Consider the following 25684-nt stretch of genomic DNA (forward strand, 5'->3'; position numbering starts at 1 on the left):
CAGGCCGGACGCACGGAAGGAGCACCATGGGCCACTCCGCACAGGCGTTGATCGTCGTCGACATGCAGGTCGACTACTTCAACGACAACGAGCTCGAGCGCTGCCGCGACGACCTGGTCGCCGCGTGCAACACGCTGGCCGAGCGGGCCCTTGCCGCCGGAGCACCCGTGATCGAGGTCCGCACCGAGCACAGGCCGGACCGGTCGACCTGGGCCCTCAACATGCGGGACGACGACAGCGGGATGGTCATCGAGGGCACCGCCGGCGCCGAGCCGGTCGCGGGCCTTCGCACGGACGGCACCACCACGGTGGTCAAGACCCGCGACAGCGCGTTCTTCCGCACCGAGCTCGAGGACCTGCTCGCTGCGCAAGGCATCGAGACGATCGCGCTCGCCGGGGTCTCGACCGAGTCGTGCATCGCGACGACGGCCGCCGACGCGTACGCCCGGGACCTCCGCGTCGTGATCGTCGACGAGGCGGTCGCATCGGTCGATCCCGCGCTCAACCGCCGGACGCAGGAACAGCTCGAGCAGCAGTACCGGCAGCCGACCGTACGACTCGACCAGCTCGCCTTCGAGGCGCCGGACGGCCGGCGGCTCAGCGCCTGAGCGAGGCGGGCAGCAGCTCGCGTACGCGCGTGTGCGCGATCGCCGCCCGCGCAGCGTTCATGCCGCACGCGCCGTGCACACCCCCGCCGGGGTGGGCCGATGCCGAGGCGAGGTAGAGCCCGCGGACCGGGGTCTCGGCGCGGCCCATGCCGGGCACCGGGCGGAAGATCAGTTCCTGGTGGAGCTGGGCCGTGCCGCCGTTGATCGCGCCCCCGATGAGGTTGAGGTCGCGCTGCTCCATCTCGCGCGGACCCAGCACGCGGCGCGCGAGGATCCTCGATCCGAACCCGGGAGCGACCTCCTCGATGCGGGCCTGCATGCGATCGGCGAAGCGTTCGCAGTCGTCCCGGTCCCAGACCCCGCGGATGCCCTCCTCGCCGGCGTCGCGGATCGCGTCCTGCGGCACGTGCGTGTAGGCCCACAGGGCCTCGGTGCCGGCGGGTGAACGGGTCGGGTCCGTCGTCGACATCTGCCCGGCGAGCATGAACGGCGCCGCCGGGATGGCGCGCGCCGAGACCTGGCCAAGGGCCTCGGTCATCTGCTCCACCGAGTCCGCGACGTGGAACGTGCCGGGATCGTGCGGCGGCGGCTTGGCCCACGGCACGACGCCGTCGAGCGCCCAGTCGACCTTGACCGTGCCGGGATCGAGCTCGAACGCCTTCATGCCTCGCCTGGTGCGTGCCGGGAGGGCATCGGGCTGCACCAGGCCGCCGTACAGGTGCGGAGCGGCGACGTCGGCGAGCACGGCCCGGCGTACGCCGAAGTGCTCACCGTCGGTCGTACGCACGCCGGTCGCGCGACGGTCCTCGACCTTGATCCGCGACACCTCCGACGAGCAGTGGATCTCGCCGCCGAGCGACTCGAAGCGACGGGCCAGCGCCTTGGTCAGCTCGCCTGCGCCGCCCTGAGGCACGGGGAAGCCGACGGTCTGGCCGAGCATCACCAGCAGCACGCCCATCAGCCCCGATCCCGGCGCGTGCAGCGGGATGTCGGCGTGGCCGGCGTTGCCCGCGATCAGCAACCGGGGCGACGAGCCGCCGAAGCGCGCAAGGCCCAGCTCGGCCGCAGGCGTCAGCATCATGCGTACGAAGTCGAGTCCCCCGGCGCTGCGAAGCCGCGCCAGTGCACCGAGCCCGTTCTTGACCGGAGGGAACGGCGACAGGAGGGACTTGACCATCTGGTCGCCGATGCGATCCCACTGGCCGCACAGCTCGAGCCACGCCTCGCCGTCGCCCGGGTGCTGCTCGTCCATCAGCGTCGCCGTGATGTCGCGGTCGCGGTGCAGCATGGCCCACTGGCCGTCCTTGGTCGGATGGCCCAGCACCGCGGGCGCGTGCTGCCAGACGAGGCCGTGCTCCTCGAGGTGGAACGACCTGATGGTCGGCGACGCCTCCGCCAAAGGGTAGAACGCGCTGAACGTGTCGTGCACGAAGCCCGGGTGCACGTCCTCCGCGCTGCGCACCGCTCCCCCGACCTCCGGCTGTGCCTCGAGCACCAGGACCGACCAGCCGGCGTCCGCGAGGTGGTTGGCCGCGACGAGCCCGTTGGGCCCGGCACCGACGACGACGGCGTCGTACGTACGGGTCACGCCGAGTCCTTGCCGGTGACCTTGGCGAGCACGTTGCGGCCGATGCCGAGCAGCGCGCTGCCCTGGGCACCGTGCATCTGGTTGCCGGTGAAGTGGGACTCCAGCACGTTGCCCTCGGTCGGCTCGACGCGGGTCGTGCGATCGCTCGCCATGGTCCGGAACAGCGGCCCGACGAGGAAGTCGAACGCCCACGGCAGGGCGTTGAACCCGAACCGCATGACGTCGTTGGCGATGCCGATCTGCGTCCGGGCACGGTGCCGGTCGAGCCGGCGCAGGGTGATCCGGGCGACCCGCTCCGGTGACAGGACGGGCGGCGGCGGGCGGCCGGCGAAGCCGTCGTAGTTGGCGGCCTGCTCATAGATCGGGGTGTCGACCCCGCCGGGCGCGATGTAGGCGATCGTCACGTCGTCGAGGTCACGGTTCTCCAGCTGCAGCTGCCGGGCGAGCGCGCGTACGCCCCACTTGCTCAGCACGTACGCGCTCATGCCCGGCACGCTGATGTGCCCGATGACCGAGCCGAACAGCACGAGCGAGCCGGCGCCCTGCTGTCGCAGCACCGGGATGGCGTGGCGCGCGACGTTGACCGAGCCCGTGAGGTTGGTGCGGAGCACGCCTTCGAAGACCTCGGCCGGCACCTCCTCGGTACGGCCGTACGCGACGACGCCCGCGCAGTGCACGACGGCGTCGATCCGACCGTGCTGCGAGGTCACCGCAGTGACCATCTTCTCGACCTGCGCGTCGTCGCCCACATCGGTCGTCAGCACGAGCGTGGAGGTGGCACCCGAGGTGTCGCACTCCTGCGCGACCTGCTGCAGCGGCGGCTCACCCCTGGCCACCAGCACGACGTGGTCGCCGGCCGCTGCGGACTGCAGTGCGACGGCCCGGCCGATGCCGCTCGACGCACCCGTGACGACGACGACGCGGGCGCCCTCGGTCACGGCTTGAGCACCACCTTGACGCAGCCGTCCTGCTTCTTCTGGAACATCTCGTAAGCGGCCGGTGCCTCCTCGAGCGGGACGTGGTGCGTCGCGAGCGACTCGACGCCCAGGAGGTCGCCGTCGTGCTGGAGCACCTTGATGATGTCGTCGGTCCAGCGCTTGACGTGGCACTGCCCGAGCCGCATCGTGATACCGCGGTCGAACATCTCCATCACCGGCATCGGGTCGACCTCGCCACCGTAGACACCGCTGACCGAGACCGTTCCACCACGTCGTACGGACTTGATGCACGCGATCAGCGCGGCGAGGCGGTCGATCGCGAACTTGTCGGTGAGCGGCTTGGCCAGCGCGTCGGGCAGCATGCCTACGGCGGTGATCGCGGTCTTGGCGATCGGCGAGCCGTGCGCCTCCATGCCGACCGCATCGATCGTGCCGTCCGCGCCGCGGCCGTCGGTCAAGTCGAAGATCGCCTCGGTGATCTCGTCGACGGAGTCCAGGTCGATGACCTCCACGCCGTACGAGCGCGCGAGGTCGAGGCGCTCGGCGATGCGGTCGACGCCGATGACCCGCCGGCCGGCGTTGAGCGCGATGCGGGCCGTCAGCTGACCGACCGGCCCGAGCCCGAACACCGCGACCGTGCCACCTTCCGGCACGTCGGCGAACTCGAACGCCTGCCACGCCGTCGGCAGGATGTCGGACAGGTAGAGGTAGCGCTCGTCGGGCACGCCCTCGGGCACCTTGATGGGTCCGAACTGCGCCTCCGGGACCCGCAGGTACTCCGCCTGGCCGCCGGGCACCGAGCCGTAGAGCTCGGTGTAGCCGAACAGCGAGGCACCCTTGCCGGTCTTCTCGTTCTGCGTCGTCTCGCACTGCGCGAACAGGCCCCGCGAGCACATCCAGCAGTGTCCGCACGAGATGTTGAAGGGGATCACGACGCGGTCGCCGACCTTGAGGTCGCCGGCCTCCGGGCCCACCTCCTGGACGACGCCCATCGTCTCGTGGCCCAGCACGTCGCCGGGGTGCAGGAACGGCCCGAGCACCTCGTAGAGGTGCAGGTCGGACCCGCAGATCGCGGTCGAGGTGACCTTGATGATCGCGTCGTTGGGCTGCTGGATGACCGGGTCCGGGACCGTCTCGACCGAGACGGAACGCTTGCCCTGCCAGGTGAGTGCACGCATCAGTTCTCCTTCGTGGATCGTTGGGCGCGGTCGACGGCCTCGTGCCGGCCCTCGACCAGGAACGCGAGCCGGCGCAGGGTCTCGGTGTTGCGCCACTTGAGGCTGAGTCCCTTGAACGGCTCCGGTACGAGGACGCCGGGGCCGGCGGTGGCCTCCTCGGTGATGACGACCTCGGTCTGCGCTCCGACGTCGCTGAGCCGGATCTCGACGCGACCCTCGCCGACCGGCCAGGCCCGCGCCTTGAGCGTGATCGATCGGCCGGGCACGGCTTCCAGCACCTCGGTGTGGTCGTCGATCAGCAACGGCCAGACGCCCACGGAGTGGTGGATCCGGCTGCCGACCTCGGGCCAGTCGCGGTCCACGTCACGCATGCGGGAGGCGCCCACGACCCACAGCGGGTAGAGCCAGCCGTCGGCCAGGACGGTCCATACGTCGTCGGGGGTCGCGGCGATGACGCGGCGGTTGACGCTCACGGCGTCGTCTTCTGGGGTGTGACGTTCATCTGGCTGTCCTACCCCCGGCCCGGACGGGCAAACGGGCCTCCGGTGCATCACACACCACGCGCACGTGGCGCCCGTCGGCGTACACGGGATTGACCGTGGGGCTGCCGGGGTAGGTGCCTCCCATGACGATGATTGACCTGGGCCGGCCAGAATCGGGCGACGTGATCGACCTGATCATCGAGGACCACCGGCGATTCGAGTCCCTGCTCCGCGACCTCCGCAACTCCGAGAGCGACCGGGAGCGCGTACGTGCTGCGTTCTCAGCGCTGCACGTGGCGCATGCCGAGGCGGAGGAGAAGTACGTCTACCCCGTGCTGCGGCGCAAGACCTCGGCCGACGCCGAGGAGGTGGACCACGGCAAGGAGGAGCATGCGGAGGGCAACGAGGCGCTGCTCGCCCTGCTGGAGTGCGCGGGCACCGACACGCAGAAGTTCGACGACGCGCTGGAGAAGCTCGCCGAGCTCGTCAACCACCACCTCACCGAGGAGGAGCTGACGATCCTCAACCCGGCGCGCGAGGAGGTCGGCGAGCCGACCCGTCTCGACCTCGGCGAGAAGTTCGCCGCCGAGCGCAACCGGCAGATCGACGACGACTGCGGCGCCATCGACAACGTCAGGCGCATCGTGCAGGAGGCGCGCGCCGAAGGACTCCTGGACGACGCCGAAGGTTCCTGACCGTGCGTGAGGTGGGCGTCGAGGAGGAGATGTTCCTGATCGATCCCCGCACCAGGCGGCTCGCGCCCGTCTCCGACGCAGCGGTCCACGCCACCCGGGCGGCCGAGGACGACCTCGACCAGGAGCTGTTCCTCCAGCAGCTCGAGATCCGTACCCGCCCGCACACCGACCTGGCTGCGCTGCGGTTCGACCTCGTGGAGGAGCGGCGGCTGGCGGCGGAGTCGGCCGAGTCCGTGGGCGCTGAGCTGGCCGCGGTCGCCACCCCGGTCCTGCCCCACGAGGACGGCCGCACCACGCCCAAGCACCGCTACGTCACGATGCTCGAGACGTACGGGAAGGTGCTCGGCCAGGCCGGGCTGGTGTGCGGCACCCACGTGCACGTGTCGGTCGACGAGGCCGAGGCGGTCGGGATCATCGACGACATCCAGCCGTGGCTCTCGCTGCTGGCGGCGATGTCGTCCAACTCGCCGTTCTACCGCGGCGAGGACACCGGGTACGCGAGCTGGCGCCGTCAGCTCTACGACGGATGGCCGAGCGCCGGGCCGGTCGAGCCGTTCGGTGACGCCGACGGCTACCAACAGGTCGCTCGCGAGCTGATCGCATCAGGCGCGGCGCTCGACGAGGGAATGCTGTACTTCGACGCCCGGCTGTCCCGCAACTTCCCGACGATCGAGATCCGGGTCGCCGACGCGTGCACCGACCTCGACGACACGGTCCTGATCGCGGAGGTGGCGCGCGCCCTCGTCGAGACCGTGGCGCGGGCCCGCGCGGCGGGAGACGTCGCTCCGCCCTGGCGCGTGGACCTGCTGAGGGGTGCCCGGTGGCGCGCCCGGCGCAACGGGCTCACCGAGTCGCTGATGGATCCGGTCACGCGAGCCGTCGTCCCAGCGGAGAAGGCGCTGGGCGTGCTCGTCGAGAGCCTGCGTCCGGTGCTCGAGGAGCATGGCAGCGTGGACCTGGTCGCTGAAGGCGTACGGCGGCTGCTGGCCGACGGCACCGGCTCGGAGCGTCAACGCGCGGTCGCGGCCCGCTCGACCGACCTCACCGGTGTCGTCGACGACGTCATCCGCCGGACCCGGGCGTCGTTCGACGGCTGACCGTCAGTCGGCTTCGGGCGCGACAACGGTCCAGCCCCGGGCGGGAGCCGGACCGTTCGCCGGCGACGTCCTAGCCGATCTGGCGAGGGCCCTTTCGCGCGAGGAACGCAATCGGGATCACCCAGCGACGGGAGAGGCCGTACGTCGTGGACGGGCTGCGGGTGACCGTCTCCTTGTACTTCACGGCGGCCGCGCCGGTGAGGTGGAACCGCCCCGGTGAGTCGTCGGCCTTGGTGAACTGCACGACCGCGTCGTGGCGTCCGAGGCTCACGGGCTGGTGGACGTAACCGAACCGGAACGGCTTGGGCGCCTTGCCCCGCAGCAGCCGCCCCACGGTGTCGGCGGCATGAGCTCCCGACGGCATGCCGCTCTGGCAGGTGCCGTGGAGGACACCCCACGGACGCCGGATCGCGGCGGCATCGCCGATGGCGAGGATCGAGGGGTGGCTGACCGATCGAAGCTGCGGGTCGACGACGATGCGCCATTGGGCGTCCACCTCGAGCCCGGCGTCGGCCGCCAGCGGCGGCGCCATGAATCCCGTGGTCCACAGCGTCGCGTCCGACGCGACCAGCTCGCCGCCGGCCAGCTCGACCGCGTCCGGGAGGATCTTGGTGATCTCCACGCCGGTGCGGTTCTCGATGCCCAGACGCTCGAGCGCGCCGAGAAGGTACGCGCGCGCCTTCGCGTTCATCATCGGCGCCGGCTCGTCGCGCCCCAGCAGGACGACCCGGAGCGACGGGAACGATTCGGCGATCTCGGTTGCCGCTTCGACGCCGGTCAGCCCGTTGCCTCCCACGACGACGGTGCCGCCGTCAGGAATCTCGGCCAGGGCCGCCGCCAGGCTCGCCGCCGACGCGGGATCGTTGAGGGTGTGGGCATGCAGGTCTGCGCCCGGCACGAGATCCGTCGGCGTCGAGCTGCCGATCGCGTAGATCAAGGTGTCGTAGTCCACCGACGTGACGCCGCGATCGGAGGCGAGGGTCACCCGGTTGTGCTCAGGATCGAGAGCTGTCGCCCACGCCTGCACGAACTCGATGTCGAGCCCTTGCACGAGCGTCGGGATGTCGAGGTGGGTCATCTCCTGCGCGGTCGCCTGCTGATGCATCCGCAACCGCTCGTTGAAGCGCGCGGTCGGATTGACCAGCGTCACGTGACCGCCGTGTCGCCGCGTACGTCGCGCCACTCGAATGGCGGCCATCACTCCGGTGTAGCCGCCGCCCAGAACCACGATCCGATGACGTGCTGAACTGTCTTTCATGGGACTCTCCTTGTCGGGGTGCTTGCCCCTCAGACGAGATGCCCGGCTCAGACGTGACAGTCCAGCACGACCGAGTCTTGGTCAGTCGTAGTCGGACTCGTTGTCGAGCGAGATCCACTCGGACGACTTCTGCTTGGACGTCGTGCCGTCCTTCTTGATCACGAGCGTGCCGTCGTAGCCCAGCACGGCGTAGGACGTGCCGCCCTTCTTGGCCACGAACGCGTCGAGCGAGGGGTCGTAGCGGCCCGGCAGGTCGACGACGTCACCGCCGCTCGGCTTGGTGACGAACCGGAACGACTCACCGGACGCGTCCTTGCCGCAGATCGAGGTCTTGGCGTCGGTCGTCGTGGTCTTGTAGAGGATCACGGGGTAGGAGCCGCCACAGGCGAGTCCGAGGCCGGACTTCTTCTCCTCCTGGTGCGTCACCGGGGTCGTGCCGCAGTCGGGCAGCAGGCTGTCCTGCTCGACTCCCTTGACGTTGAACTGGGTGTCGGGCCCTTCGCACGACGCGGACGGCTTCGGCTTCTTGGTGGGCGCCGTGGTCGTCGGTGCGCCAGTCGTCGCGGTGGTGGTCGACGTCGAGTCGCTGCCGACCGCGAGAGGCTCGGCCTTGTCGTCGTTGCCCATGAGGCGCCATCCGGCGAAGGCCACGACAGCGAGGACGCCGATCGCGAACAGGGTCAGGAACACCCTCTTCTGCCGCTGGGAGGCGGTCTGACTCACAGGTGTTCCCCTTCGATCGACTCCGACGACCCTAACAAGACAGCTCGACTGCGCCACATCGCGGCAATGTCACGGAGACAGCTCGCGAACGGTCTCGGACCCGTTCGTCGGTGCGCCTACTCCCACTCGATCGTGCCGGGGGGCTTGCTGGTGATGTCGAGGACGACGCGGTTGACCTCGTCGACCTCGTTGGTGATGCGGGTCGAGATGCGCTCCAGCACGTCGTACGGGAGGCGGCTCCAGTCGGCGGTCATGGCGTCCTCGCTCGACACCGGCCGGAGCACGATCGGATGCCCGTACGTCCGACCGTCGCCCTGGACGCCGACCGAGCGGACGTCAGCCAGCAGCACCACCGGGAACTGCCAGATCTCGCCGTCGAGCCCCGCCGCCGTGGTCTCCTCGCGGACGATCGCGTCGGCGCGGCGCAGGATGCGCAGGCGCTCGGCGTCGACCGCGCCGACGATGCGGATCGCGAGTCCGGGTCCGGGGAACGGGTGACGCCCGACGATCGCCTCGGGGATGCCGAGCTGGCGACCGACGTCACGTACCTCGTCCTTGAACAGCGTGCGCAAGGGCTCGATGAGACTGAACTCGAGGTCCTCGGGCAGTCCGCCGACGTTGTGGTGGCTCTTGATGTTGGACGCTCCGGCGCCGCCACCGGACTCGACGACGTCGGGGTAGAGCGTGCCCTGCACGAGGAACTTGACCGGTGTGCCGGGCGTGGCCAGCACCTCGCGCTCCGCGGCCTCGAAGACCCGGATGAACTCGCGGCCGATGATCTTGCGCTTCTCCTCGGGGTCGGAGACGCCGGCGAGGAAGCCGAGGAACTGGTCGCGCGCGTCGACGACCTTGAGGTCGACGCCCGTGGCCTCGACGTAGTCCTTCTCGACCTGCTCGGCCTCGCCCTCGCGGAGCAGGCCGTGGTCGACGAACACCGCGGTCAGCTGGTCGCCGATCGCGCGCTGCACCAGCGCCGTCGACACCGCTGAGTCGACGCCGCCCGACAGCGCGGAGATGACGCGGGCGTCGCCGACCTGCTGGCGGATCAGCTCGACCTGCTCCTCGACGATGTTGCTGCTGGTCCAGGTCTGCCGGCAGCCGGCGATGTTGACGAGGAACGACTCGAGGATGCGCTGACCGTGCTCGCTGTGCAGCACCTCGGGGTGCCACTGCACGCCGGCGAGCTTGCGCTCGGTGTGCTCGAACGCGGCGACGGTGGCGCGCGGAGAGTTGGCGTTGACGAGGAAGCCCTCGGGTGCAGCGACGACCTCGTCACCGTGCGACATCCACGACGTCAGCGCCGTGGGGATCCCGGCAAGCAGAGTGCCCGGCTCGACGACGCTCACGGCCGTGCGTCCGTACTCACGCTGTCCCGTGTGCGCGACGTTGCCGCCCAGCACCTGGGCCATGGCCTGGAAGCCGTAGCAGATGCCGAACACCGGCACCTCGGCCTCGAACAGCGTCGCGTCGAGCTGCGGAGCGCCGGCTTCGTAGACCGACGACGGGCCGCCCGAGAGGATGATCGCCGCGGGTTGTTTGGCGAGCATCTCGTCGATCGGCATGGTGTGCGGGACGATCTCGGAGTAGACGCGCGCCTCGCGCACCCGCCGGGCTATGAGCTGGGCGTATTGAGCCCCGAAATCGACTACGAGAACAAGGTCATGATCTGGGGCCACGCGGCCCATCCTATCGGCCTGAAAATAATGTGAAGAACGTCGTAACCCTGTGTCACGGCGGTCGTTTTACAGGGTGGATCTAACAACACTCCCTCCCGTTAGATCATGTGCTGCTCCTCGTGGCACAACAGGGCCCGACCCGTGAGCTCCCTCCCGGTCGGGCTCTGTGCATTCCGGGGCCTTGTGCGGGGCTACTTCTCCCGGCCCGGCAGGTCGCGACACAGCGCTCGGGGGATGTCGAGGTGCTTCGCGGCCGGCACGGCGCATCCTGCCTCGTCGCCTGACGCGACGACATCCCACCCGACCGGATCCTTCTCGCTGAAGCGGGCGAACCACCGAGCGTGCGTCCCCTTGCCCGCGCACCCGCTCGGTGGGGCCGCTCCGTCACGACTCTCACAGCCCGAGACTACGGCGTCGACGTCCAGGATGAGCCACCTGCCGTCGCACGCCACGGTCTCGGTCTGCCGCTCGGGCGCGATCTCCACTCCCGACAGAAGCTGGTCGATCCACGCCTGGTCGCAATGATCGGTCGGTGGCCCGGTGCAGCCGAACGGCGCTTCGCACTTCTGGAGCTCGCCCAGCTGGTCCTTGGCACCCCAGGCCTGGTTGTTGACGACGACCTGTGACGCCTTGCTGCCGCGCACTCCGAGGTCGACCACGACGTGCCGCACGCCCTGCTCCCGGCAGTTCGCCTTTCCGGAGGGCGCCACGACGTCCTGAGTGAGGTTCACGTAGACGAAGTCACGGGCCTCTGCGGGATCGATCTCGACCACGACCGTCGCTCGCGGCTTCTTGCTGCAGCCGGCAGCCACGTCCCTGGTGGTCAGCCGGAGCATGCCGCGCTCGGGACGCGCCACGGCCTTGGCTTCTGCCTCGTAGGTGCCTGCGGGCTGTATCCCCCGAAACGGCGAGGGACCGGCCGTGGGGTCGGTACCGTCACCGCACGAGACCAACGCCGCCACGACCATCGCGCCCACAGCCAGCCGACCCACCAGACCTGCCGTCGCCGCGCGCATTGGGACACTCTGTCAGCGTCCCCGCTCCGGCGCCAGCCTCTAGCTGACCCCGATGATGGGGAGGTGCAGGGCGGCCGGGGCGTCCGCAGGCACGACGGGGTTCTTGGGCGGTACCGGCTGGATCTTGCGGTAGGCCTCGCCGACGGCGGGGCGTACGTCGTCCTCGCCCTTGTTGGGCCAGTACGAGATCGCCCGCTCCGCCTGCGCCGTGATGGTCAGCGAGGGGTTGACGCCGAGGTTGGCGCTGATCGCCGAGCCGTCGACGACGTGCAGGCCCTCGTGGCCGAACAGCCGCTGGTAGGGGTCGATGACACCGGTCTCCGGCGAGTCGCCGATCGCGCAGCCACCCATGAAGTGCGCGGTGAGCGGCACGTTGAACGGTTCGCCGATCGTGCCGCCGGGCGTGCCGTCCATGTGCTCGGCCATCCGCTGCACGGCTTCGTGCGCCGGCGGGATGAACGACGGGTTGGGCGCGCCGTGGCCCTGCTTCGAGGTCAGCTTGCGCCGGCCCGTGATGCCGCGCTTGGTGTAGGTCGTGATCGAGTTGTCGTGCGTCTGCATGACGAGCGCGATGACGGTGCGCTCCGACCAGTGCCGCAGGTCGTACAGCTTGAAGATGCGGAACTTCTGCCGCCACATCTCCTTGAGCCACACCCGCCAGCGCGGGGTGCTCGTGCTGCCGTCGGTCAGCACGGTCTGCATCAGCGACATCGCGTTGGAGCCCTTGCCGTAGCGCACCGGCTCGACGTGGGTGTGCTCGTCGGGGTGGAACGACGAGGTGATGGCGGCGCCGTGGCTGTAGTCGACGTCGCGGCCGTTGGCGATCGCGCCGAGGAGTGCCTCGGAGTTGGTACGCGTCAACAGCCCCAGCCGGTCGGACACCCGCGGCAGCGCGCCGCGATCCTTCATCTTGTGCAGCAGCTTCTGGGTGCCCATCGTGCTGGCCGAGAAGATGACCTGCTCAGCGGTGATCTTCTTGTGCGGGCGGAACCGCTTGTTCGTGCGCCGGGTCTCGACCTCGTAGCCGCCGCCGGCGAGAGGCGCGACCGAGGTGACCGTCGTGAGCGGGTGCACCTCGGCGCCACCCTTCTCGGCGAGGTAGAGATAGTTCTTGACCAGCGTGTTCTTGGCGTTGTGGCGGCAGCCCGTCATGCACTCGCCGCAGTGCTTGCAGCCGGCGCGATCAGGACCGGCGCCACCGAAATAGGGATCGGCGACGGTCTCACCCGGTTCTGCCCCGAAGAAGACGCCGACCGGCGTGTGGTGGAACGTGCCACCGACGCCCATGTCCTCGGCGACCTGCTTGATGATCGTGTCCGCTGCGGTCTCGATCGGGTAGACCGAGACGCCCAGCATGCGCTTGGCCTGGTCGTAGTAGGGGGCCAGCTCGGCCTTCCAGTCCGTGATGTGACCCCACGCCGGATCCTTGTAGAACGGGTCGAGCGGCTCGTAGAGCGTGTTGGCGTAGACCAGGGAGCCGCCGCCGACGCCCGCGCCGGACAGGATGAGCACGTCCTTGAGCTTGTCGATGCGCTGGATCCCGTAGCAGCCGAGCTGCGGCATCCAGAGGAACTTGCGCAGCCGCCACGAGCTCTTGGCGAAGTCCTTGTCCTCGAACCGCTTGCCGGCCTCGAGCACCGCGACCTTGTAGCCCTTCTCGGTCAGCCGCAGCGCCGAGACGCTCCCGCCGAATCCCGATCCGATGACGATGACGTCGTAGTCGTGTCCGTGATCAGGCACGCGGGGTCCTCCTCAGGATCCTCAGTCCAGCAGTCAGCACCTTGGCGTACGTCCGGGACTGCAGGAACGACGGCCCGGCGACCGGGAAGCCGCGCTGCACGCCGACGGCCTGCGGCTCGGTGTAGCGCAGGATGCCCTCGGCACCCTGCCGTCGACCCAGTCCCGACTGGCGCATGCCGCCCATGGGGGCGTCGACGCTGCCGAACGTGGCCGAGAAGCCCTCGTTGATGTTGATCGTGCCGGCCTTGATGCGGGGCGCGATGGCCCGCGCCTCACGCGGCTTGCCCCAGATGCTCGCGTTGAGGCCGTACTCGCCCTGGTTGGCGAGCGCGACGGCCTCGTCGACGGTCCTGTAGGGGTAGAGCGATACGAGCGGACCGAACGTCTCGCCGGCGAAGCACTCGGCATCGGGCGTCACGCCCTCGAGCACGGTCGGCTCGAAGAAGTAAGGGCCGAGGTCCGGGCGCGGCTTGCCGCCGACGAGCACCGTGGCGCCGTGCGCGACGGCGTCCTTGACGTGGTCGGTGACGGTGTCGAGCTGCGCCTGTGAGACGAGCGAGCCGATGTCGGCGTCCCAGTCGAGGGCGGCACCGAGGGCGAGGTGCTCGACCCGCGAGACGAACGCGGTCTTGAACTCCTTGAAGCGCGACTCCGGCACGTACAGGCGCTCGATCGACACGCAGAGCTGGCCCGCGGACGAGAAGCATGCCTGCACGGCGCCGGCAGCGGCCTTGTCGACGTCGGCACTCGGCAGCACGATCATGGGGTTCTTGCCACCGAGCTCCAGCGAGCAGCTGATCAGCCGGGCCGCGGCCTGCTGGGCGATGAGCTTGCCGGTCGCCGTGGAGCCGGTGAAGCAGACGTAGTCGGCGCGCTCGATGATCGCGGTGCCGACGACCGATCCGGCGCCGCTCACGACCTGCCACACGTCGGCGGGGATGCCGGCCTTGCGCATCAGCTCGACTCCGGCGAGGGCGATCAGCGGGCTCTGACTGTCGGGCTTGTGCACCACGGCATTGCCCGCGGCGATGGCCGGGATGCCGTCGGAGATCGCCATCGTCAGCGGGTAGTTCCACGGGCTGATGATGCCGACGACGCCCTTCGGCACCTGGTTGACCGTGATCGACGTCAGCCCGGGCAGGGCACCGTTGCGGCGGCGCGTCCCGATCTGCTTCTTGAGGCGCCGGGCGTAGAAGCGGGCGGTCAGGGCGAGGTGCGCGACCTCGTCGAAGGCGTGCGCGCGGCTCTTGCCGGACTCGACCTGGATGAGGTCGAGCAGCTCGTCCTGGTGCTCCAGCACGAGGTCGTGGAGCCGCAGCAGCGCCTTCTTGCGGGTGCGGAGCGACGTCTGGGCCCAGGCGCCCTGCGCCACCCGCGCGCTCACGAAGGCTTCTTCGACGTCGGCGATGCTCGAGACGGGGATCTCCGCGACCGGATCACCGGTCAGCGGCGAGTGGGTCGTCCGGCTCTCGCCCGACGTCGTACGGATGAGGCCCGTCAGCTCCGCGACGCGGGTCGGCGAGACGGGCGACGTGGTCGTGGCGGGTGAGTCGAGCGCGGTCATACCCTGAGTATGACATCGCGAGTGTCACATGACTACCGGCCAGTAGCAAGACGCTCGTCACGTACGCCGGACCGACACGTTGCAAGTGTGCGCACGCTTCGTGTCCGGACGATTTCCGAGCGCTCACCCCGGAAAGCCCGGCGTCATGAGCGAAATGAACCGCGCAATTCACGCGACCGACACCATCTGCGGATTCCCGCTCGCCAGCATGGTTGGCACGCGCAGGACCACTCCCATTCCCTGTCCTGCGCTGAAGGGGAACAACTGTGAGCTCATCTCGGGCAGGATTCGTCGACCGTCGCGACGCCGCCATGGCATCGGTACTGGCCGGCGGGGTGGTCGTGATCCTCGGTTACGCATCGGGGATCGGCATCACCCCGACCGACGCGGCGACCACGGCGACCCCGGCACCGCAGAAACCCCCCGCTGCGGTGGCCCCGGCGGCTCCCGTCGTCACTCCCCCCGCCGCCGCTGCGATCGCACCGCCGATGGCCATGCCGGGCCCCAGCACGATGCCGGACATGTCGATGCCGGCCGACTCGCCCTCGCCGGTGGCCACCGACCCTGAGCCCACACCCACCGAGCCCGCGCCGACCGAGCCGGCCGACACGTGCCCGCCGTCCGTGCTCGCCAGCGTCCCGGCGGTCGGCCAGCTGACCTCGTCCTTGCTCTCGTCCGTGCTGTCCACGACGCCGCTCGTGAGCGACCTCGCCGGTCCACCGGTCAAGGGCAAGACGCCGGGCCCGCTGACCTGCCTCATCGGTACGGTCGTCGGCCCGACCTGCTGCACCGAGACGGCCGCGACCGCCGAGACGGACGACCAGTGATCGGCCGTCGCGGGCTAGCGCAGCTCGGCGCACTCGCCGTCACCACGACCGCTCTCCTGACGCTGGGCCTGGCCTCGCCGACGCAGGCCCACGACGAGCTCGAGAAGTCGACGCCCGCCACCGGGTCGACGCTGGAGAAGCTGCCGTCGTACGCGACCCTCGTGTTCAGCGAGTCCCTCGGCCCCGACGACCTCACCGTCACGTCCGACGGCACCCGGCTCAAGGTCCTGGCGGTGGCCGGCAAGCCCGCGACCCTCAAGGTCGACCTCCGCAAGGTCAAGCCCGCCAAGACCGTCGTGCTCAGCTGGCAGGCCGAGGACCCGCACGACGGTCACGAGAGCTCCGGCGCGATCGCCCTGCACGTCAAGGAGAGCGATGCCGGGGCTGCCACGACAGGCGCCGACGCGAATGCGCCACCCGACGACTCACGCCTCATCACCTGGGTGACGGTCTCGGCCCGCATCGTCGGCTACCTGGCCATGGCCGTGTTCGTCGGCGGCCTCCTGTTCCTCTCGCTGCTCTGGCCGGCCGGCGCCAAGGAGCGCCGCAGCCGACTGCTGCTGGGCATCTCCGTCGCCGCCGGCATCGCCGCAGCCGCCGCCTCCGAGGCCGTGGTGGTGTGGCGCTCCTCGGGTGGGATGACACTCCGTGAGGCACTCAACGAGGACTTCGGGCGGGTCACCACCGCGATGGCCCTCCTCTGGCTGCTGGCGGCCGTGGTCGTCGCGGCCGTGTTCCAGCGCGGCGAGAACGTCGTACGAGAGCTCCCCTGGCGGGTCGCAGCTCTGATCGTGGCTGCCGGCCTCATCCGTACGACCGGGATGAACGCGCACGCGACGCAGGGCGCCCAGCCGACCTGGGGCGCCGCCGCCGAGTTCCTCCACCTCGTCGGCATCAGTGCCTGGGTCGGCGGCCTCACCGTCATGACGGTGTGCCTGCTCCCCCGCCGCAGCATCGCCGAGCTCGAGCGCATCGTGCCGAAGTTCTCGACGATCGCGATGGTCTCGGTGCTCGTCATCGTCTCGTCCGGCCTGATCCTCAGCTGGCAGATCATCAGCTCCGTCGACGGGTTCTGGCACACCCACTACGCCCGCGTCCTGTTCATCAAGCTCGCGCTCTTCGCCACGGTCCTGCTCGCGGCCATGAAGAGCAAGAGCTGGGTGGGCCGCAACCTGACCAGCTCGACCCACCGGGGCTCCCCGGTCGGCGCGTTCATCGCGTCGGTCGCGACCGAGACCGTGCTGGTCATCGCCGTGCTCGGCGCCGCAAGTGTCCTGGTCACCTCCAGCCCAGGCGTGTGAATCACCACCCGAAGGAACCCTCCCTCAGGAAGGCAAGTCAGATGAATCCCTCACCGTCCACCAGTCCATTCCGGTCACCCGAGCTGCGCAGCCGCAGTCTCGTCGTGATCGCCCTGCTGGCCGCGTTGGCGGCGGCCGCGTCGTTGGTCGCGCTGCGTACGACGTCGACGACGACCACCGACGCACTGGCGCCGGCGGCCTCGGTCACGTCCACGAGCAGCTCGGGCGGTCTCCTCGGTGGCCTGCTGCCGACCACCAGCCTGGTCACCACACCGGTCGTCACGACGGCACCGGCCGCAGCGCCCGTGGCAGCAGCACCCAGCGGCACGAAGGCCAGCACACCGGCAACGACGACGCCCGCACCGGCAGCCACGACCGATCCCATGGCGATGCCGGCGACGAGCGACGTCTGCACGGGGCTCGAGTCGTCGGTCGACGTGTTCCTGCAGCACCTGTACGCCGCACACCTCGAGACGAGCGTCGGCCAGCAGGTCACCGACGCCCTGAACCTCGACCAGTACCTCAAGACCCACCTGGTCCTGGTCGAGAACATGCTCAAGCCGCTCCTCGGAGGCACCCAGCAGACGCTGGACGCCTTCCTCCAGCACGTCTACTCGGCTCACCTCGAGACGAGCCTCGGTCAGCAGGTCAATGACGCCCTGTCGGTCGACCAGTACGTCAAGACCCACACCGTGTGGGTCGAGAGCCTGATCAAGCCGCTCGTCGGCGCCGATCTCAGCTCGTGCTGACCCAGTCCCCCATCCAGACAACCGGAGTTCTGGCCGAGTCGCAGTCGGCCAGCCACCCGGGTGAACCACAACCCACAGAAGGAGTGGCTCGATGAGTCCACGCATGACCAGCACGACCGACACCGACAACCGCCTGACCCCGAAGCGTTGGGGTCTCATGACTCTCGTGATCGGCGGTGTGCTCACCGCGATCGTGTCCGTGGCCGGGCTGTCCGCGGGGGCGTCCGAGTCCTCGGACACCCTCACCGCGAGCGCCGCGACCACGAAGGCCAAGGCAGCGGCGGTCGCCGCTGCTGCCACCACGAAGACGTCCGCCACCGCCACGAGCACCAAGGCAACCGCGGCCGTCACCAAGCAGGTCATGATCGAGAACTACAAGTTCTCGCCCGCCGCACTGACCGTCGCCGTCGGCGACACCGTCAAGTGGACCAACATGGACACCGCGCCGCACACCGTCACGGTCACCAGCGGTCCGGTGAAGTTCAACTCCGGCAACCTCGCCAAGGGTGAGAGCTTCTCCTACACGTTCAAGACGGCCGGTACGTACTCGTACTACTGCGCCGTGCACCCGGACATGACGGCCAAGGTGACGGTGACGGGTTCCAGCACGACCCCGACCCCGACGCCGACGCCCACGAAGCCGACGCCGACGCCCACCGGGACGCCGACCCCCACACCGACGCCGACGATGCCGCCCATGGGTGGCGGAGATGACGTCTGCGCCGGCCTGGAGTCGACGATCAACGTGTTCCTGCAGCACCTCTACTCCGCGCACCTCGAGACGAGCCTCGGGCAGCAGGTCACCGACGCCCTGAACCTCGACCAGTACCTCAAGACCCACCTGGTCCTGGTCGAGAACATGCTCAAGCCCTTGCTGGGCGGCGTGCAGTCGACGCTGGACACGTTCCTGCAGCACGTCTATGCGGCGCACCTGGAGACGAGCCTCGGCCAGCAGGTGACCGACGCTCTCGCGATCGACCAGTACGTCAAGACGCACACCGTGCTCGTCGAGAACATGATCAAGCCGCTCGTCGGTGAGGATCTGAGCTCCTGCTAGGAGCGAGACAGATGTGGTGGTCCGGCCGAGTCGCAACCGGCCGGACCACCACGCCACCCAGTATGACCGGCCCCACCACCCACGGAAGGACATTCCATGTCGTCTCCCCTTTCCACCACCTCCCGGAAGGGTCCGCGGGTCCTGCTCGCCAGCCTCCTCGCCGCCCTCGCCGTCATGGTGTGGCCGGCCTCCGAGGCCTCGGCGGCGACACACCAGATCACGATCAAGAGCTATGCGTACGGATCCGGCTCCATGAGCATCACGCAGGGTGACACCGTCACGTGGACCAACCAGGACAGCGTCCCGCACGACGTCGTCGTCACCAGCGGACCCGTGAAGTTCCGGTCGCCGATGCTCACCAAGGGCAAGAGCTGGAGCTACACGTTCACCCAGGCCGGCGCCTACTCCTACACCTGCAGCGTCCATCCCGACATGCACGCCACGATCTCGGCCAAGGCCAAGGCGGTCGCACCCGCACCCGCGGCGACGACACCGGCCGCCGTTGCACCGACGGCACCCGCCACCACCGACCCGAAGACGGCCACCACGACCCCCGCACCGGCAGCGACGCAGGCTCCGGCGCCCAGCACGGCGTACGTCGCGACGACGGCCGAGGACGACAACCCGTCGCTGGACCCGCTGCTCCTCTTGCTCGGCCTTTCGACAGCGATCGTCGTGTTCTGCCTGCTCCTGATGGCCTCCCGCCCGCACGCTGCGACCCCTGAAGGAGCCCCCGATGGCGACTGACACCCTGGCGCCCGTCCGCAGCAAGGACAAGGAGCGCAAGCCCGGCGGTGGCCTGTTCCGCGCGTTCTGGCGCTGGCACTTCTACGCCGCGTTCATCGTCGCCCCGATCCTGCTGGTGCTGGCGTCGACCGGCCTCATCTATTTGCTGCGGTTCCAGATCGAGCCCCTGATGCACGCCGACGTCATGAAGGTCGAGCAACCGGCCGGCGTGACGAAGCAGGTGCCGTACGAGGACCAGCGCGCCGCGGTCGCCAAGGCGTACCCGAAGGCCACGATCGCATCGATGACCGAGCCCAAGGGCAAGGACCGCTCGACCGACTTCTACCTCAGCCTTCCCGACGGCTCGAGCCGCGACGCGTACGTCGACCCGTGGACCGGCGAAGTGCTCGGCGAGCTCAACCCCGACACCACGCTGAGCGGGCTGGCCGTCCGGCTGCACACCAACATGATGCTCGGCTCCACGGGCGACGTCCTGATGGAGCTGGGCGCATGCTGGGCGATCGTGATGGCGCTGACCGGCTACTACCTGTTCATCCGGGGCCGAGCCGCGAGGCTGCGACGCAAGCTCACCGGTGCGGCGGGATCGGCGATGCGGAGCCGGCACGCCGTCATCGGGTCGGTCGTCGGCGCGAGCCTGCTGATCCTGCTGATCTCGGGGCTCCCGTGGACCGCGTTCTGGGGCAAGCATGCGCAGACGATGGCGACCGACCACAGCAGCTCGATGTGGGGCAGCGACCCGGGCGGCGTGTCCAAGAAGGGGTCCACCCTCGACGAGTCGCTGCCGCACAGCCACGCCCACGAGATCCCCTGGGCTCAGGGCGACTCGAAGGTCCCGCAGTCGGGCAAGCCCGGCAAGGAGGTCTCGATCGCCAACATCGACACCGCCGTCGCCGTCGCTGACCGGGCGGGGTTGCACCACCCGCTCACCATCGCGCTGCCCGCCGACGACATGGGCGTCTTCTCCGCCATCAGCTACGCGTTCCACGACCCGTCGCGCGAGAAGACCGTGCACATCGACCAGTACGGCGGACAGGTCGTCGGCACGTACGGCTTCGCCGACTATCCCGCGCTCGCGAAGATCGTCTCGCAGGGAATCGGCCTGCACGAGGGTCGCAGCTTCGGCCCGGTCAGCTTCTGGGCCGCTGCCTTGTCGTGCCTCATGGTGATCTTCATGTGTGTCTCGGGACCGATGATGTGGTGGCGCCGGCGGCCCAAGAGCGCCGGCTCCGTCGCAGCGCCTCGCGGACGGATGCCGTTGCGCAGCAGCCCGCTGCTCGCGGTGGCGATCGTCGCGCTCGGCGTGTTCCTGCCGTTCTTCGGCATCACGCTGCTGATCGCGCTGCTGGTCGACCAGATGATCCTGCGCCGCATCCCACGACTGCAGACCTGGTTCAACGTGGTCTAGGCAAAGAGCCCTTCGCCCCAGTAGCCCTTGCGGCCGACGCCGGGCGGGCAGGCGAACAGGCCCGAGCCGACGTGGACGATGTACTCGTTGAGCAGGTCGTTCTGCGATCCGGCGAGGGAGTGCTGGACCTGGACGAACTGCTTCTCCGGGTCGCGCTGGTAGGCGATGAAGAACAGCCCGGCCGACAGCTGCCCCAGGCCGTCCGAGCCGTCGACGAAGTTGTAGCCGCGACGCAGGAGCTTCGCACCCTTGTTGAAGTCGGGGTGCGCCAGGCGTACGTGCGACTTCATGTCGATGACCGGCGCGCCACGATCGTTCTTCTTCTTGAAGTCGATCTTGGCGAACTCGTCGCCACCGGACAGCGGCCCGCCGGACCCCTTGGCCCGGCCGATGATGTTCTCCTGGCCCTCGAGCGGCTCGCGGTCCCAGATCTCGATGCGCATGTTGATCTTGCGGCTGACGAGGTAGGAGCCGCCGACCAGCCAGTCGGGCCCGTCCTCCTTGGGCACCCAGACGAAGTCCTCGACGTCCTTATTGTCCTCGACCTTGATGTTGGCCGTGCCGTCCTTGAAGCCCAGCATGTTGCGGGCGGTGACCTGCGCGGACGAGGTCGAGGACGTGCGCCCGAAGCCCATCTGCGAGTAGCGCACCGAGGCCCGGCCGAACGCGATGCGTACGAGGTTGCGGACCGCGTGCACCGCGACCTGCGGGTCGTTGGCACAGGCCTGGATCGCGAGGTCGCCGTCGCACAGCGCCGGGTCGAGGTCGTCGCCCGAGAACGCCGGCAGGTCCTTGAGCCGCTCGGGCAGCTTGCCTTCGAGGCCGAACCGGGCCTTGCCCTTGGCATCGACGAACAGGCTGCGGCCGAAGCCCACCGTGATCGTCAGTCCCGAAGGCGGCAGGCCGAGCGCCTCACCGGTGTCCTCCGGAGGGGCGAACGGCGAGCCCGACACCGCACCGAACTTCCCGACGTCGTTGCCCTGCGTCATCTGCCGCGACGCCTCGGTCCAGTCCTTGAGCAGCGAGATCAGGTCGACCCGCTCCTCGCTCGTCATGTCGAGCGTGACGAAGTAGAGCCGGTCCTGGGCCGGCGTGACGATGCCGGCCTGGTGGGCCCCTTCGAACGGGACGGGCTTGGCGTCGGGGTCGGGCACACCAGCTGTCGGCTCGTCGCTCTGGCGGCCCACGGCGTAACCACCGCCGGCACCGACCGCGAGCGCGCCGATCCCGGCCGCTCCGATCAGCTTGCGCCGGGAGAGGCCTGACGTGATCTCGTTCTGCTCGGACATCAGTTCAGGCTACGCAGACTCGGCAACCACGGCGGCGACGCGGCTGATCGGCTCGCTGACGGCGGCCACCAGGTCAGACAGGCGCTTGACCTGTGCCTTGGTGAGCTTGTCGTAGAACGTCCAGTCGCCGCTGTCGTCCTGGTACTGGTCGAGGTCGTCGTCGAGCGCCTTGAACTTGGCGTCGAGCTCCTTGACCAGGGCGGGGTCCTGCTTCTCCAGCACCGGGCGCAGCGCCGCGATGGCGGCCTCCGAGCCCTCGATGTTGGCCTTGAAGTCCCACAGGTCCGTGTGGCTGAACTCGTCCTCCTCGCCGGTGATCTTGCTCGTCGCGACCTCGTCGAGCAGGCCCTTGGAGCCCTGTGCCAGCTCGAGCGCCGTCAGCGGTGCGTCCTTGCCGAGCGCCACGATCTTCTTGACGTTGGCGAGCAGGTCGTCGGCGTACGGCGCCATGCCCTCGGTGTTGTTGTCGACCCAGAGCTGCTTCTCGATGCGGTGCCAGCCGGTGAAGTCGCGCTTCTCGGCCTTGGCGTCGGCCTCGCGGCCGTCGGTCAGCGGGTCGAGGTCGCCGAACTTCTCGGCGACCGGCTCGATGCGCTCCCAGTACGTACGGGCGATCGGGTAGAGTCGCTTGGCCTCCGTGACATCGCCCTCCTTGACCGCCGTGACGAACTCCTCGGTCTTGGCGATCAGCGCGACGGTCTGCGAGTTGACGTAGCGCTCGTACGACGTCGCCGCGGCCTTGAGCTGCTGCGAGTCGGACAGCTTCTTGGCGGCCTCGCCGGTGACCGTGATCTTCTGACGAATGCCGTCGCCGACCATGCCCGGCTTGCAGGCGCCTTCGTACGTGCCCTTGGGCAGGTCGACGACGAGGTTGCGGGTCAGGCCGGGTCCGACGTTCTCGACCTCGCCCATGATGCGGTCACCGTCTGCGTAGACGTAGAACTCGGTGACCTTGCTGCCCTTGTTGGTGACCTTGAACGTCGACGGGCCGGCCTTGAGGTCGGTCTTCGAGACCTCGCACGTGGAGTCCGAGGCGCTGACCGTGAGGCCACCCGAAGAGGACTTGGGGTCGTCGGCACAGGCCGTCAGGCTCAGCGCGGCGATCGTCAGCACGCTGAGCGTGGCAAGAGGCTTCATTGCAGGGAATGTCCTTCGGGGATGCGGGGCTCCACCTCGAAATAAGGCTAGCCTCACCATGCTAAGGCACCCCTGACCCGACCGGCCAGTGGCCCCGGGTGTGATCTGTTCGACGTCGCCTAGGCGATCGTGACCTCGTCGCCGACCGACACCTTGCCGGTCGCGAGCGGAATGATCCGGATGCCGAACCAGGTCTTGCCGTCCCACTTGCGGTGCCGCGCGAGCGTACGGATCGGCTCCTTGCCGTGCGCCAGCGTCACCGGGTCGATCGTCGTCACCATGCAGCGGTCGCAGTGCTCACCGAACCGGTAGGGCACGTCGCCGATGTGGATGGCGCGCCAGTCGTCCTCGGCGAACGGCACCTCGGAGCCCTCGACGACGACGTTGGCGCGGAACCGCTGCATCGCCATGGCCTGCGGCTCCTGCTCCTCGGCGATCCACGCCTCGAGCTGCGCGAGCGACGACGTGGTCGTGAGCAGCAGCGGCCCGGTGTCGGCGAGGCTCAAGGGCTCGGCACCGAGCCCACCGTGCTCCTGCGAGATCGGCCGTCGCGCCGGGTCGTCCTGCCAGACGAGGCGTACGGGCTCGCCGAGCAGTCCGCTGAGCCACGCCGCGGCGGGTTCGCCGGCGTCCACCATCGTGCTGAGCCGGGTGACGTTGACCGGGACCTCCGGACCGCCGACGGGGACCGGCACGACGAGCGGTGGCCGGTCCGGGCCCGTGAGCGTGATCGCGCCCGACTCATCTGGGGTGGCCGTCACGGTGAGCAGCCGGTCGTGCGTCGTCGCGTTGAGCCGGACCCCGTGCGGATCGACCACGGCCCAGCGCCGGTCGTCGCGCAGCCCGGCGAGCTCCACCGCTGCCGACGTGAGGTCGACCGGCGCGGTGGCCTTGACCGGATAGACGTGGACCGACCGGACCCGCATCACAGGAGCTTCTCGAAGCACAGCGAGTAGGTGACGTCCTCGTACGGCGGATAGACCGGGATCGGGGTGTAGCCGTGACGGTCGTAGAACTTCAGGGCCGCGTGCTGCCGGTCGCCCGTGTGGATGATCACCCGTCGCGCGCCCTGGTCGCGGGCCACGTCCTCCATCGCTGCGAGCAGCTGGTCGGCGATGCCCGATCCGCGGCGGGCCGGCACGACGTACATGCGCTTGATCTCGAGCTCGCCGTCGAGCGCGCGAAGGCAGGCGTGGCCGACGGGGCCGTCCTCGTCGTACGCCACGACGGTCGCGACGACGGATGCTGGATCCATGCCCTCCGAGCTGAACCGGTTCACCGACGACGGGTCTGATGCGTAGAGCTGGTCGCCGTACGCCACGTGCTCCTCACGCAGCGCCACGGCATCAGGGTGCTCGAACGGCACTCTCTCGAGAGTCGTCATGGTCAGCCGACGACGACCTCGACCCGCTGGAACTCCTTGAGGTCGGTGTAGCCCGTCGTCGCCATGGCTCGGCGCAGTGCGCCGATGAGATTCATCGTGCCGTCGGGGACCGACGAGGGACCGAACAGCACCGACTCCAGGTCACCCACCGTGCCCATCTCGACGCGGGCGCCGCGCGGCAGGTCGGGGTGCCAGGCCTCGGCGCCCCAGTGGAACCCACGACCGGGCGCCTCGACGGCGCGCGCGAACGGTGACCCGATCATCACGGCGTCGGCGCCACAGGCGATGGCCTTGGCGATGTCGCCGCTGCGCCCGATCGAGCCGTCGGCGATGACGTGCACGTAGCGGCCACCGGACTCGTCGAGGTAGTCACGACGAGCCGCCGCGACGTCCGCGACGGCTGACGCCATCGGGACCGCCACACCCAGCACGCTGCGGGTCGTGTGTGCCGCGCCGCCGCCGAAGCCGACGAGCACGCCTGCCGCGCCGGTGCGCATGAGGTGCAGCGCGGCCTGATAGGTCGCACAGCCACCGACGATGACCGGCACGTCGAGCTCGTAGATGAACTCCTTGAGGTTGAGCGGCTCGGTCTGGCCCGAGACGTGCTCGGCCGACACCGTGGTGCCGCGGATCACGAACAGGTCGACCCCGGCATCGACGACGACGTCGGCGAACTGCTTGGTCCTCTGGGGCGACAGCGCTCCGGCGACCGTGACGCCCGACTCGCGCATCTGGTGCAGGCGGGCGGTGATGAGCTCGGCCTTGATCGGCTCGGCGTAGATCTCCTGGAGCCGCTTGGTCGCGAGCGGGCCGTCGATGCCGGCGACCTCCTCGAGCAGCTTCTCGGGGTCCTCGTAGCGGGTCCACAGTCCCTCGAGGTCGAGCACGCCGAGGCCGCCGTGCTTGCCGAGGGCGATCGCCGTGTCAGGACTCATGACCGAGTCCATGGGCGCGGCGATGACGGGCAGCTCGAAGCGGTAGGCGTCGATCTGCCACGCCGTCGAGACCTCCTCGGGGTCGCGCGTACGCCGGCTCGGGACGATCGCGATGTCGTCGAAGGAGTACGCACGCCGGCCGCGCTTCGCCGTGCCGATCTCGATGTCTGCCATGCGTACAGCCTAGTGCGACGGCGAGACCCGTCCGACGTTGCCGCGTTCCTACCACCTAGACGATCCGGCAGCCGCCGCGCTAGCTAGCCACGTTGCCATTTTCATTCCGGATTTCC

The 25684-nt window shown here is 69.4% G+C and carries 24 protein-coding genes; 9 read left to right on the forward strand and 15 right to left on the reverse strand.

Annotated elements, in window-relative coordinates; translation table 11 throughout:
• The first annotated feature begins 26 nt into the window (after positions 1 to 26).
• On the forward strand, positions 27 to 608 hold the full coding sequence (locus tag ASE12_RS07865; protein ID WP_056399053.1) for a cysteine hydrolase family protein: 582 nt from the start codon (positions 27 to 29) through the stop codon (positions 606 to 608).
• Here ASE12_RS07865 and ASE12_RS07870 read toward each other — a convergent pair.
• The 4 genes from ASE12_RS07870 to ASE12_RS07885 are packed head-to-tail and all read right to left on the reverse strand — an operon-like array spanning position 598 to position 4785.
• Positions 598 to 2196 (reverse strand): NAD(P)/FAD-dependent oxidoreductase, encoded by a 1599-nt coding sequence (locus tag ASE12_RS07870; protein WP_056399056.1) that lies wholly within the window; start codon positions 2194 to 2196, stop codon positions 598 to 600. The genes ASE12_RS07865 and ASE12_RS07870 overlap by 11 nt on opposite strands.
• A complete protein-coding gene (locus ASE12_RS07875; RefSeq protein WP_082582153.1) occupies positions 2193 to 3134 on the reverse strand; it encodes an SDR family oxidoreductase in 942 nt (313 codons plus the stop codon). The genes ASE12_RS07870 and ASE12_RS07875 overlap by 4 nt, the downstream gene beginning before the upstream one ends.
• Positions 3131 to 4312 carry a zinc-dependent alcohol dehydrogenase gene (locus tag ASE12_RS07880; RefSeq protein ID WP_056399057.1) on the reverse strand — a complete coding sequence of 394 codons (1182 nt, stop codon included), beginning with the start codon at positions 4310 to 4312 and terminating at the stop codon, positions 3131 to 3133. Before ASE12_RS07880 ends, ASE12_RS07875 begins: the two co-directional genes overlap by 4 nt.
• Positions 4312 to 4785, reverse strand: a complete 474-nt coding sequence (locus ASE12_RS07885) for an SRPBCC domain-containing protein (protein WP_056399061.1) — start codon at positions 4783 to 4785, stop codon at positions 4312 to 4314. Before ASE12_RS07885 ends, ASE12_RS07880 begins: the two co-directional genes overlap by 1 nt.
• Positions 4786 to 4937: 152 nt before the next feature.
• Between ASE12_RS07885 and ASE12_RS07890 the strand changes: the two genes are divergently transcribed.
• Together ASE12_RS07890 and ASE12_RS07895 are read left to right on the forward strand one after the other, a co-directional pair.
• Entirely contained in the window at positions 4938 to 5489 is a 552-nt protein-coding gene (locus ASE12_RS07890) for a hemerythrin domain-containing protein (RefSeq protein ID WP_056399064.1), read from the forward strand.
• A gap of 2 nt (positions 5490 to 5491) precedes the next feature.
• Positions 5492 to 6586 (forward strand): glutamate--cysteine ligase, encoded by a 1095-nt coding sequence (locus ASE12_RS07895; protein ID WP_056399067.1) that lies wholly within the window; start codon positions 5492 to 5494, stop codon positions 6584 to 6586.
• A gap of 70 nt (positions 6587 to 6656) precedes the next feature.
• On the opposite strand, the gene ASE12_RS07900 is transcribed toward ASE12_RS07895, so the two are convergent.
• From ASE12_RS07900 to ASE12_RS07925, 6 genes are all read right to left on the reverse strand, one after another.
• Positions 6657 to 7844 carry an NAD(P)/FAD-dependent oxidoreductase gene (locus tag ASE12_RS07900; RefSeq protein WP_056399069.1) on the reverse strand — a complete coding sequence of 396 codons (1188 nt, stop codon included), beginning with the start codon at positions 7842 to 7844 and terminating at the stop codon, positions 6657 to 6659.
• 81 nt (positions 7845 to 7925) lie between these two features.
• Positions 7926 to 8567 (reverse strand): hypothetical protein, encoded by a 642-nt coding sequence (locus tag ASE12_RS07905; protein ID WP_056399079.1) that lies wholly within the window; start codon positions 8565 to 8567, stop codon positions 7926 to 7928.
• A gap of 116 nt (positions 8568 to 8683) precedes the next feature.
• Positions 8684 to 10252 (reverse strand): glutamine-hydrolyzing GMP synthase, encoded by a 1569-nt coding sequence (gene guaA / locus ASE12_RS07910; RefSeq protein WP_056399082.1) that lies wholly within the window; start codon positions 10250 to 10252, stop codon positions 8684 to 8686.
• 182 nt (positions 10253 to 10434) lie between these two features.
• Positions 10435 to 11259, reverse strand: a complete 825-nt coding sequence (locus ASE12_RS07915) for a hypothetical protein (RefSeq protein ID WP_157412854.1) — start codon at positions 11257 to 11259, stop codon at positions 10435 to 10437.
• Positions 11260 to 11298: 39 nt separating this feature from the next.
• On the reverse strand, positions 11299 to 12999 hold the full coding sequence (locus ASE12_RS07920; protein ID WP_056399087.1) for a GMC oxidoreductase: 1701 nt from the start codon (positions 12997 to 12999) through the stop codon (positions 11299 to 11301).
• Positions 12992 to 14563: a succinic semialdehyde dehydrogenase gene (locus ASE12_RS07925; RefSeq protein ID WP_056399090.1), complete on the reverse strand. Its 1572-nt coding sequence runs from the start codon at positions 14561 to 14563 to the stop codon at positions 12992 to 12994. Before ASE12_RS07925 ends, ASE12_RS07920 begins: the two co-directional genes overlap by 8 nt.
• Before the next feature lie 266 nt (positions 14564 to 14829).
• On the opposite strand from ASE12_RS07925, the gene ASE12_RS20215 reads away from it, so the two are divergent.
• From ASE12_RS20215 to ASE12_RS07960, 6 genes are all read left to right on the forward strand, one after another.
• Positions 14830 to 15390: a hypothetical protein gene (locus ASE12_RS20215; RefSeq protein WP_162255473.1), complete on the forward strand. Its 561-nt coding sequence runs from the start codon at positions 14830 to 14832 to the stop codon at positions 15388 to 15390.
• Complete coding sequence (locus tag ASE12_RS07935; protein ID WP_056399094.1) at positions 15387 to 16691, forward strand: CopD family protein; 1305 nt, start codon at positions 15387 to 15389, stop codon at positions 16689 to 16691. The genes ASE12_RS20215 and ASE12_RS07935 overlap by 4 nt, the downstream gene beginning before the upstream one ends.
• Positions 16692 to 16732: 41 nt before the next feature.
• The gene (locus ASE12_RS20020) at positions 16733 to 17440 is read left to right on the forward strand and encodes a hypothetical protein (RefSeq protein WP_157412855.1); all 708 of its coding nucleotides are present in this window, start codon (positions 16733 to 16735) and stop codon (positions 17438 to 17440) included.
• Positions 17441 to 17543: 103 nt separating this feature from the next.
• Positions 17544 to 18497: a cupredoxin family copper-binding protein gene (locus tag ASE12_RS20505; protein ID WP_082582155.1), complete on the forward strand. Its 954-nt coding sequence runs from the start codon at positions 17544 to 17546 to the stop codon at positions 18495 to 18497.
• Positions 18498 to 18593: 96 nt separating this feature from the next.
• A complete protein-coding gene (locus ASE12_RS07955; RefSeq protein ID WP_056399099.1) occupies positions 18594 to 19244 on the forward strand; it encodes a plastocyanin/azurin family copper-binding protein in 651 nt (216 codons plus the stop codon).
• On the forward strand, positions 19234 to 20649 hold the full coding sequence (locus ASE12_RS07960; RefSeq protein WP_056399103.1) for a PepSY domain-containing protein: 1416 nt from the start codon (positions 19234 to 19236) through the stop codon (positions 20647 to 20649). The genes ASE12_RS07955 and ASE12_RS07960 overlap by 11 nt, the downstream gene beginning before the upstream one ends.
• On the opposite strand, the gene efeB is transcribed toward ASE12_RS07960, so the two are convergent.
• From efeB to ASE12_RS07985, 5 genes are all read right to left on the reverse strand, one after another.
• The gene (gene efeB / locus ASE12_RS07965) at positions 20646 to 21938 is read right to left on the reverse strand and encodes an iron uptake transporter deferrochelatase/peroxidase subunit (RefSeq protein ID WP_056399106.1); all 1293 of its coding nucleotides are present in this window, start codon (positions 21936 to 21938) and stop codon (positions 20646 to 20648) included. The genes ASE12_RS07960 and efeB overlap by 4 nt on opposite strands.
• A gap of 9 nt (positions 21939 to 21947) precedes the next feature.
• Positions 21948 to 23075 carry an iron uptake system protein EfeO gene (efeO, locus tag ASE12_RS07970; protein ID WP_056399110.1) on the reverse strand — a complete coding sequence of 376 codons (1128 nt, stop codon included), beginning with the start codon at positions 23073 to 23075 and terminating at the stop codon, positions 21948 to 21950.
• A gap of 119 nt (positions 23076 to 23194) precedes the next feature.
• The gene (locus tag ASE12_RS07975) at positions 23195 to 24001 is read right to left on the reverse strand and encodes an MOSC domain-containing protein (RefSeq protein WP_056404642.1); all 807 of its coding nucleotides are present in this window, start codon (positions 23999 to 24001) and stop codon (positions 23195 to 23197) included.
• A complete protein-coding gene (locus ASE12_RS07980) occupies positions 24001 to 24459 on the reverse strand; it encodes a GNAT family N-acetyltransferase (protein WP_056399113.1) in 459 nt (152 codons plus the stop codon). Before ASE12_RS07980 ends, ASE12_RS07975 begins: the two co-directional genes overlap by 1 nt.
• Positions 24460 to 24461: 2 nt before the next feature.
• A complete protein-coding gene (locus ASE12_RS07985) occupies positions 24462 to 25568 on the reverse strand; it encodes a GuaB3 family IMP dehydrogenase-related protein (protein WP_056399117.1) in 1107 nt (368 codons plus the stop codon).
• Between the last annotated feature and the right edge of the window lie 116 nt (positions 25569 to 25684).

The sequence above is a fragment of the Aeromicrobium sp. Root236 genome (genome assembly GCF_001428805.1).
Classification (GTDB): domain Bacteria; phylum Actinomycetota; class Actinomycetes; order Propionibacteriales; family Nocardioidaceae; genus Aeromicrobium.

Coding starts and splice junctions, on each gene's coding strand:
- ASE12_RS07975 (WP_056404642.1), bottom strand. CDS start 24,001: ATGCGGGTCCGGTCGGTCCACGTCTATCCGGTCAAGGCCACCGCGCCG.
- ASE12_RS20020 (WP_157412855.1), top strand. CDS start 16,733: ATGAATCCCTCACCGTCCACCAGTCCATTCCGGTCACCCGAGCTGCGC.
- ASE12_RS07985 (WP_056399117.1), bottom strand. CDS start 25,568: ATGGCAGACATCGAGATCGGCACGGCGAAGCGCGGCCGGCGTGCGTAC.
- ASE12_RS07900 (WP_056399069.1), bottom strand. CDS start 7,844: ATGAAAGACAGTTCAGCACGTCATCGGATCGTGGTTCTGGGCGGCGGC.
- ASE12_RS07925 (WP_056399090.1), bottom strand. CDS start 14,563: ATGACCGCGCTCGACTCACCCGCCACGACCACGTCGCCCGTCTCGCCG.
- ASE12_RS07865 (WP_056399053.1), top strand. CDS start 27: ATGGGCCACTCCGCACAGGCGTTGATCGTCGTCGACATGCAGGTCGAC.
- ASE12_RS07955 (WP_056399099.1), top strand. CDS start 18,594: ATGTCGTCTCCCCTTTCCACCACCTCCCGGAAGGGTCCGCGGGTCCTG.
- ASE12_RS07960 (WP_056399103.1), top strand. CDS start 19,234: ATGGCGACTGACACCCTGGCGCCCGTCCGCAGCAAGGACAAGGAGCGC.
- efeB (WP_056399106.1), bottom strand. CDS start 21,938: ATGTCCGAGCAGAACGAGATCACGTCAGGCCTCTCCCGGCGCAAGCTG.
- ASE12_RS20505 (WP_082582155.1), top strand. CDS start 17,544: ATGACCAGCACGACCGACACCGACAACCGCCTGACCCCGAAGCGTTGG.
- ASE12_RS07880 (WP_056399057.1), bottom strand. CDS start 4,312: ATGCGTGCACTCACCTGGCAGGGCAAGCGTTCCGTCTCGGTCGAGACG.
- ASE12_RS07980 (WP_056399113.1), bottom strand. CDS start 24,459: ATGACGACTCTCGAGAGAGTGCCGTTCGAGCACCCTGATGCCGTGGCG.
- ASE12_RS07890 (WP_056399064.1), top strand. CDS start 4,938: ATGACGATGATTGACCTGGGCCGGCCAGAATCGGGCGACGTGATCGAC.
- ASE12_RS07915 (WP_157412854.1), bottom strand. CDS start 11,259: ATGCGCGCGGCGACGGCAGGTCTGGTGGGTCGGCTGGCTGTGGGCGCG.
- guaA (WP_056399082.1), bottom strand. CDS start 10,252: ATGGGCCGCGTGGCCCCAGATCATGACCTTGTTCTCGTAGTCGATTTC.
- efeO (WP_056399110.1), bottom strand. CDS start 23,075: ATGAAGCCTCTTGCCACGCTCAGCGTGCTGACGATCGCCGCGCTGAGC.